Annotated in this window: 8 protein-coding genes; 1 reads left to right on the top strand and 7 read right to left on the bottom strand. The window is 45.5% G+C overall.

The window, feature by feature from the left end:
* Nucleotides 1-39: 39 nt before the first annotated feature.
* The 7 genes from K5677_RS05810 to K5677_RS05840 all read right to left on the bottom strand — a co-directional run bounded on the left by K5677_RS05810 (nucleotide 40) and on the right by K5677_RS05840 (nucleotide 5,276).
* Complete coding sequence (locus tag K5677_RS05810; RefSeq protein ID WP_296725751.1) at nucleotides 40-1,371, bottom strand: aminotransferase class V-fold PLP-dependent enzyme; 1,332 nt, start codon at nucleotides 1,369-1,371, stop codon at nucleotides 40-42.
* 10 nt (nucleotides 1,372-1,381) lie between these two features.
* Nucleotides 1,382-1,690 (bottom strand): sigma-70 family RNA polymerase sigma factor, encoded by a 309-nt coding sequence (locus K5677_RS05815; RefSeq protein WP_296725752.1) that lies wholly within the window; start codon nucleotides 1,688-1,690, stop codon nucleotides 1,382-1,384.
* Complete coding sequence (locus K5677_RS05820) at nucleotides 1,668-1,901, bottom strand: hypothetical protein (protein ID WP_072952569.1); 234 nt, start codon at nucleotides 1,899-1,901, stop codon at nucleotides 1,668-1,670. The genes K5677_RS05815 and K5677_RS05820 overlap by 23 nt, the downstream gene beginning before the upstream one ends.
* Nucleotides 1,902-2,138: 237 nt before the next feature.
* Nucleotides 2,139-3,017 (bottom strand): hypothetical protein, encoded by an 879-nt coding sequence (locus K5677_RS05825; protein ID WP_296725756.1) that lies wholly within the window; start codon nucleotides 3,015-3,017, stop codon nucleotides 2,139-2,141.
* A 23-nt stretch (nucleotides 3,018-3,040) separates the two neighbouring features.
* The gene (locus tag K5677_RS05830) at nucleotides 3,041-3,244 is read right to left on the bottom strand and encodes a hypothetical protein (protein WP_296725757.1); all 204 of its coding nucleotides are present in this window, start codon (nucleotides 3,242-3,244) and stop codon (nucleotides 3,041-3,043) included.
* Nucleotides 3,245-3,497: 253 nt separating this feature from the next.
* Nucleotides 3,498-4,529: a PP2C family serine/threonine-protein phosphatase gene (locus K5677_RS05835; RefSeq protein WP_072952571.1), complete on the bottom strand. Its 1,032-nt coding sequence runs from the start codon at nucleotides 4,527-4,529 to the stop codon at nucleotides 3,498-3,500.
* A gap of 9 nt (nucleotides 4,530-4,538) precedes the next feature.
* A complete protein-coding gene (locus tag K5677_RS05840; RefSeq protein WP_072952572.1) occupies nucleotides 4,539-5,276 on the bottom strand; it encodes a VWA domain-containing protein in 738 nt (245 codons plus the stop codon).
* A 208-nt stretch (nucleotides 5,277-5,484) separates the two neighbouring features.
* Here K5677_RS05840 and K5677_RS05845 point away from each other — a divergent pair, with 208 nt between their 5' ends.
* Nucleotides 5,485-6,675, top strand: a complete 1,191-nt coding sequence (locus tag K5677_RS05845; protein WP_296725759.1) for an AI-2E family transporter — start codon at nucleotides 5,485-5,487, stop codon at nucleotides 6,673-6,675.
* Nucleotides 6,676-7,311 lie beyond the last annotated feature (636 nt).

The raw sequence follows: 7,311 nt of genomic DNA on the forward strand, positions 1-7,311 counted from the left end.
CATTTTAACACATATCGCTGAAAATTGCAATAGCTCAGCCTATTTTTTCACGACGACTACCGTCTTTATGCCGTATGCCCTGAAAAGCTCTATGCAGTTACTGTCGATGACCTCACCGCTTGCAGCTATGGGTATTGCAGGCGGACAAGGCACCTTTACCGATGCGCAGATGCGTCCCTCAGCCTCTCCTACAGGTATCTCCTCTGACGGAGCAAAGGCGACTTCGCGTATGGCTAAAGCCATATGCGGGAGCTTCGGCGTAATTATCGGTCTTATGCAGCTTTTCCGTGAAGCTCCCGCCACCGCGCTCTCAAGCGCGGCGCGAAGCCTTACAAAATCAAGGTCGGAAGAAAAAGGCGACATAAGCAGCACTACAAGCTCACTGTCCGCATATTCACATTCAACGCCCTCGGCACGGAGAAGCTCCGCAAGCTCTGTTCCGTCGAAGCCGCTTTCGGCAGCCTTTACCGTTATATGGAACGGTTCTCCCTCGGCAAAAACAAGCCTTCCTTTAAAGCTTTCGCGGAGTGCGACTATCTGCGGCAAAGCCGCAGCAATATCGCCTCGTATGCACTCGGCGATGTAGCGGTTGCAGAGGTCAAGAGAAGCCATGATAAGGTAAGACGGACTGGTTGACCCGAAAAAGCTCATAGCCTGTTTGAGCAGCGGCGCATACTCACTGCATGAGGTATGCAGCACAGCCGCTCCTGTCAGTGCAGGCAGCATTTTATGTGCAGAGTCGCAGCACAGGTCAGCTCCCAGAGCGATAGGGTGCAGATTTTTCTCAAAAAAGGCAAGATGCGCACCATGAGCATTGTCCACAAGGAGTCTTGCTCCATAGCGGTGACAAAGCTCCGCAAGAGCCGATATATCAGCGGTCTTGCCTGTATAATCAGGAGAAGTCACATAAAGACAGGCAGGCTCAGCGCTTGCAGAAAGCACCTTCTCCACATCTGCAAGCGACAGCTCTCCCGAAAGTATCCCGCCGCTGTATTCGGGCATTATCCACGTAACATCAAGCCCTAAAAGAGCAGCGGCGTTGAGAAATGCACGATGCACATTCCTTGCGGCGATAACTCTGCGTCTCTCCATTTTCATCAAAGCCAGCATAGCCTGTATGCACAGTGTCGAGCCTCCTGCTGAAAAAGCCGAAGCCACGCTACTATAGAGCTCCGCAGTATTTCTCTCGCTCTCAGCGATTATGCCCTCAGCCTCGAAAAGGCTGTCTGCCCCCTTTATTTCAGTTATATCGAGAGAATAAAGGCCCTCCAGCTCCTTAACAGGAGCTTTTCCCTTATGTCCCGGCATATGAGCGCGGAGCACTGCCGATGAAGCATATTTCACAAGAAAGTCATATATAGGTGTATCCATAGTCCCCTCCTCAGATGTAATATTGCAGTATCCTGAACATTCTCATACGTGCCCTTGACATCGCCGCCGAAACAGCCTGCGGCGACACTCCCAGCCTTTCACTTATATCAGAAGTATCAATGTTCTTAAAATAGTATAGCATAATTATCTCTTTTTGTCTCGGGGTAAGCTCATTATTAATAACTTTTAACAGTACACGGCGCAGTCTCTGCGTATTTCCCTCCTCTTCTTTATCGCAGCCCAGTATGCGTCGTATGCCCTTGTCAGCCTCCCCGGTGAATGTATCTTTATAAGAGTTACGTTTCGACAATGCCTTCACGCCTCCTCTTATAAGCGGTAAGATGAGCTATGACCGCCTGCATTTCTCCATGCTCCTCATACAGCAGTTCTATACGTCGGTCAAGGTCAAGCTCCCTGACCCTAAGGATATTGCCGCTTTTCATAAGAGAATCACGCATTCTGGTCAGCTCTGAGATACGCCGCTTCACCATGAAGCAGCTCTTGGTGTAATCGTTGATAAGCTTGGTCATAGTTATTTGCCCCCTAAAAAACAAATAAAGAAGCACGAACAGCATTACGCTGTACCCTTGATAAGATAGCTTTTGCGAACTAACGTTCTATTCCTTGTGATTATATTATAGAACATTCGTTCTGTAATGTCAAGGGCTTTTTTCAAAATCGTCTATTTCGACAAAATACGACAAATCACGACATAGTCAGGGCATAATTAAAGGGCGCACATAAGTACGCCCCAAAAATTATACAGTTCAAGGATACTCAAAGCCGTCCAGCTTCTGGTAAGATACAGCACCGTTATCACAGGTAACTTTTATCTCTCCTGTCTCAGTACGATCTATTATTTTTCCCCAATCGCCATAGCTTCTTATTATTATGCGGTAGTAATTTGTATTAGTCGAGAAATAAGTCCTGTACCAGCCGTCAATACCGTAATTTACTGTAGAATAAGTATCGGGATTATCTTTTATCTGATCTCTTCTGATATCAAACTTAGGCTCATACGAATATGCAACTTCCTTCCAGCCGCCATATTCAGTCTTTTTCTCTAAAAAGTATGTATTATGCCCTGTTCCGCCCGAGGTCTTGACAGTTATCGTTGCTGTTGCATCGGGACGCATATCAGCCTCAGTCCATGAGTTGATAAGCGCACTTTCTGTATAGCTTAAAACTGCGAGCGGCGGATAAGACACCTTAATAGGCTTACTCGTTACGTCCTTTCCTCTGCTGTCAGTGACTTTACACTGCCATGTGCCTATTTCATCTACACCTATAATATACCTCGTATAATCACTCTTCTTCTTTCCGTCAAGCGTCCATTCATAGGTATAAGGACCCTTTCCGCCGCTTGCAACAACATATATCGTAGCAGTACCTGCATTTCCGATGTATGATAACTCATTCTGATAGTCTATGTAAAGCTTTCTGTATACCGTTACAGTGTTTGTATCTACAGACGATGATGTATGAGTTAGCTTTGAGCCGACCTTTTTTGTCGATCTGCGAGTTATCTTACAATAATAATTGCCCTTTGATGATGCAAGATGGCTTGATGATGTTGCATTTGGTATCTCTTTGCCGTCCCTGTACCACTGATAGCTTATTCTGATACTGGCAAGTTCTGAATCCACTCTCCGCTTTTCCACCTTCAGTTCTACTTTTCCCCGGGCTCTAACTCGTAATCCTTATCCTCAATGTAATACACCTTTCTCGTTTGCCTGAGCACCTGACCATTGATACTATCACTGACGCCGGATATTGCAGGCGGATCGTCCGCACTTGCTGTAATAGCCGTTGCACTGCACAGAAGTACAGCACTCGAAAGTAAACATAAAGCCTTCTTCAAAATTGATCTCATAAAATAAAACCTCCCTAAAATAAAATAATAAAACGTTCGGTACCGTAAACGTTTTTCACCCCAAAAATGAACGCCCCCATAATATGTGTTTATTTTAACACCGAGGCTTTATTTATACAAGATGCCATTTGTCACTATCCCAGTGACATTTGTCACTTTTTATTTAAAGCTATCATCACCGTACTGCTTCACAAAAACTTATATGCATAACAAAGGGGCGTACATTGTACGCCCCTACACTATCATTTAATTATCACTCAGACTGCTGCTCATCGTCAGAGTTTTCGGCATCGTTATTTTCATCTGAGACCGCATCTGTAACGACCTGCGGCTGAGACTCATCAATGTAAATGATATCATCATCGCTGACATTCTCATCTACGATAGGTGCTGCTGCGGCAAGATCCTCACGTATGCCGTCCGAGCAGGCACTGAGCCTTCTCATATCAATTATACCTGAACAGGTAACATCATCGCCGCTGCCCTTGCGGGTCATAGCAGGCAGGAATTCCGCAAGCTGACGTATTCCTTCCTCCATGCCGTTCTCCACTAAGGTAAGTGCAAGACCGCGGAAGAAGCCGAAAAGCTGCTCCTCGTTCCAGTATGAGTTTTCAACGCCGTCCGTACAAAGGAATACAGCCGCAGGCATAAGTCCCTTTGGCAGATAGAAAAATCTTGCCGAAAGAGCTGCATCGTCCTGACACATGGAAGTGGTAACATTCTCATAGCAGCGCGGATCCTCGGGAATAGGCGCATAAACATTGCTGTCGCCGTCAATGACAACGCATTTTCCGTCGCCTATCTGCATACCGAAGGCATAATTATCGGTAACTACCGCAAACACAAGGGTAGTACCGTATGCACCTATATAATCGCCCTCCTCGTATCTTGTACGATAGCCTGCGAATTTTTCGGGGATACGGTCAAGCTCCTCCTCGGTAAAGGGGTTGTCAAGGAAATCCTTTTCCGTAAGGTCATGCCAGCGGGCAATGATACTGCGCCACAGCTGATTGAAGAGCTGCTCGCGCTGACGCTCGTCTTTAAGTACCTCGTCAGCATCATCAAGCCCCTCCAAAAACTCCTTTACACATTCCGCAGCACACTCGACCGCATATTTAGAACCTCTATCTGTACGCAGATAGCAGAGACTTCCGTGACCATCGGCAGCTGCCGCAAATGAATAATTCTCAAAGTCACCGCAGAGAGAGCTGTCCTGGCATATAAGCTCACGGCTAAGATGAGAAGCTCCGATGCTTGTCTGAGCAAAGGAAGATAATCTCTCCATATTTTCTCCTTACCAGTCGGATTCGTCCCAGTCGGCAGTATTGGCATCGCTGAGCGCATCGTTGGTCTGAGTCTGAACGTCCTCAGCCAGCTTCTTGGATATCTCAACGGGGTCTGTATCGCTGTCAACAGTACTTGAATGGCTTGCAAAAACGCTTGTGATAACGCTTGCCTTTTCTATCATAAGTCTGAGCTGATCCTTGTTCTTTACATCGAGAACAGTCTCAGAGCTTCCCGAGAAGCGTGCAAGAACGTCCTTATCAGCATCATCACCGATAGCAAAAGCTATCTTTATGGAACGCTTGTACCAGTTGTTCTTCTTGAGTGCGTCAAGTCCGCTCTCCCAGTTATCTGTAGGACCGCCGTCACTGAAAAGGAGTATTACAGGCGGATATGCACCTGCGGCAGTCTGTAAAAATTCATTTCTCGAAAGCTTCTTGTCAAGCTCCTTGCAGGCAGCACCAAGGTCTGTAACACCGCAGGCTTCAAATGTCTTGAAGCGGTATCCCTCAGGGGATACAGGCTCGGGAGTTACCCACGAAGCACCTGTGGAGAATTCCAGTACTGCTATCTTTATCTCAGCGTCATCACTTTCGTCGCTTATTTCCTGTAAGGTCTGCATGACCTCCTCAAGAGCAGATTCTACCTGTCCTATCTTGCTTCCCTGCATACTTCCGGAAGTGTCGATGACATAAAAAAGTGTCATTACCTTTCTGACAGCAGGAGCGTAATCGTCTAAACCTGGCATGATGTATACCTCCGTTCAATATAATAAAATAAAATAATTAACTGTTGTTAGTCTATATGTTATATTATACCATGAAATCTGCCTGCGGTCAAGTACTGCAAATGTTCACACAAATTTAACATTTATCCCCGTGACATATGCCTGCATATAATGTATAATGAGATTATAGAGATATGAACGGAGGGATATGGCTTATCTGTAGCCGACTATGAGTAAACAAGAGATAAGGCGCTATATCTTTATAGCTCTCCTTGCTATAACAGTATGCGTTACCGTACAGAATTTTTATATATTCACAAAGCTGGTTTCTATACTTTTAGGAGCACTGAAGCCGCTGATGATAGGCTTTTTCATAGCCTACATCTTCAATATCGTGATGAATTTCTTTGAAAAGCATTACCTTCCCAAAAGCCAAAAGCCTTTGATAGTCAAAACTCGCCGCCCTACCTGCCTTGTGCTTTCCTTTACAATAGCTATATCGGCGATAATACTGATAATGTGTATAGTGGTCCCCGAGATAATCAAGGCATTCGGCGTACTCTACGATGAGATACCGCCTGCCTTTACAAAATCAAAGGATTTCGTCATAGGCAAGCTCAATGAATATCCCGATATACAGGAGAAAATAGAAAATCTCGAATTTGACTGGGCAAGCATTGCAGGAAAGCTGTCAAAGGTCCTTACATCGGGAGTTGCAGGCATATTATCCTCTGCCTGGGGAATAATAGGAGGAGTAGCATCTACCCTCACCAACATCGTCCTCGGCATAATCTTCGCAATATATATGCTACTGCGCAAGGATAAGCTCATATGCGACATAAACCGTTTAAGGCGTTTATGGTTCAGCGAGAGCTTCAACAATAAATCTTCTCACTTTATACACACTGCCAACGATACTTTCAAGAGTTTCTTTGTAGGACAGTTTATAGAAGCTATCATACTGGGTACGCTGTGCTTTATAGGCATGAAGCTGTTAAAGCTCCCATATGCCGCTATGTCGGGTACTCTTGTGGGAGTGACCGCATTTATCCCTATAGTCGGTGCATTCATCGGTGCAGGAGTAAGCGCGTTCATAATCCTTACGGAAAATCCCATGCAGGCACTTATTTTCCTCATTTTCTTAGTTATATTGCAGCAGCTTGAGGGAAATATCATCTACCCAAAGGTAGTGGGCGGTACTGTAGGACTTCCGAGTATCTGGACTCTTGCCGCAGTAACTATCGGCGGCGGACTCTTCGGTATCCTCGGTATGCTGTTGGGCGTTCCCCTTGCAGGCACACTTTATAAGCTTTCATTTGAAAAGCTTGAAAGCGCGGAAGCCGAACGCGGGATAGCTCCCACTGACGAAAAGCCCGTAAAAAAGGCAAAGCAAAAGCCTAAAAAAGTAAGCAGAAAATAATTATCTGTAGGGGACGGTGACTCCCTGTAGTACAGGGAGATGTCCGAAGGACAGAGGGTCGCAGCTCCTGTTGGGAGTCCTCGACGTCCCACAGTATACAATGAAATTACAAGTAACAATCTTTAGGGGCTGCCTTTGGCAGTCCGCAAGTGCGAAATTCACTACAAGCTAACGGCTTGCGGACGCGCAATGCGAGTCCCTACGATCTTAGTTCTTAGCTCTTAGTTCTAAGTTCTATTAAATGCACAAATTGCCCTAACAAGTTCACAACATTTTGATATCCGTAATTCATCGACCGCTGAAACGCTTCAATAATACGCTGAAGTTCAAAGGCGGTTTTTATGTCACGGCGCGGTTTTGTAATCTGATAAAACCAAAAACGCCATTTTCAGGCTGATTCAGGCAAATAGAGAGATTGACAAAAATTAATCAATGTGATAATATATCTATGGATAATAATTATGTTATAAAGGAGTAATGTGTTATGATCAATACATGGCCAAAGGAATGGGACGGCTTTACAGAAGGCCGCTGGAGCACCACTTCCGTAAACGTTCGAGACTTTATCAAGAAGAACTACACTCCTTACGATGGTGACGAGAGCTTCCTCGCACCACCTACAGAGGCAACGAAAAA

The organism is Ruminococcus sp., from assembly GCF_024684275.1.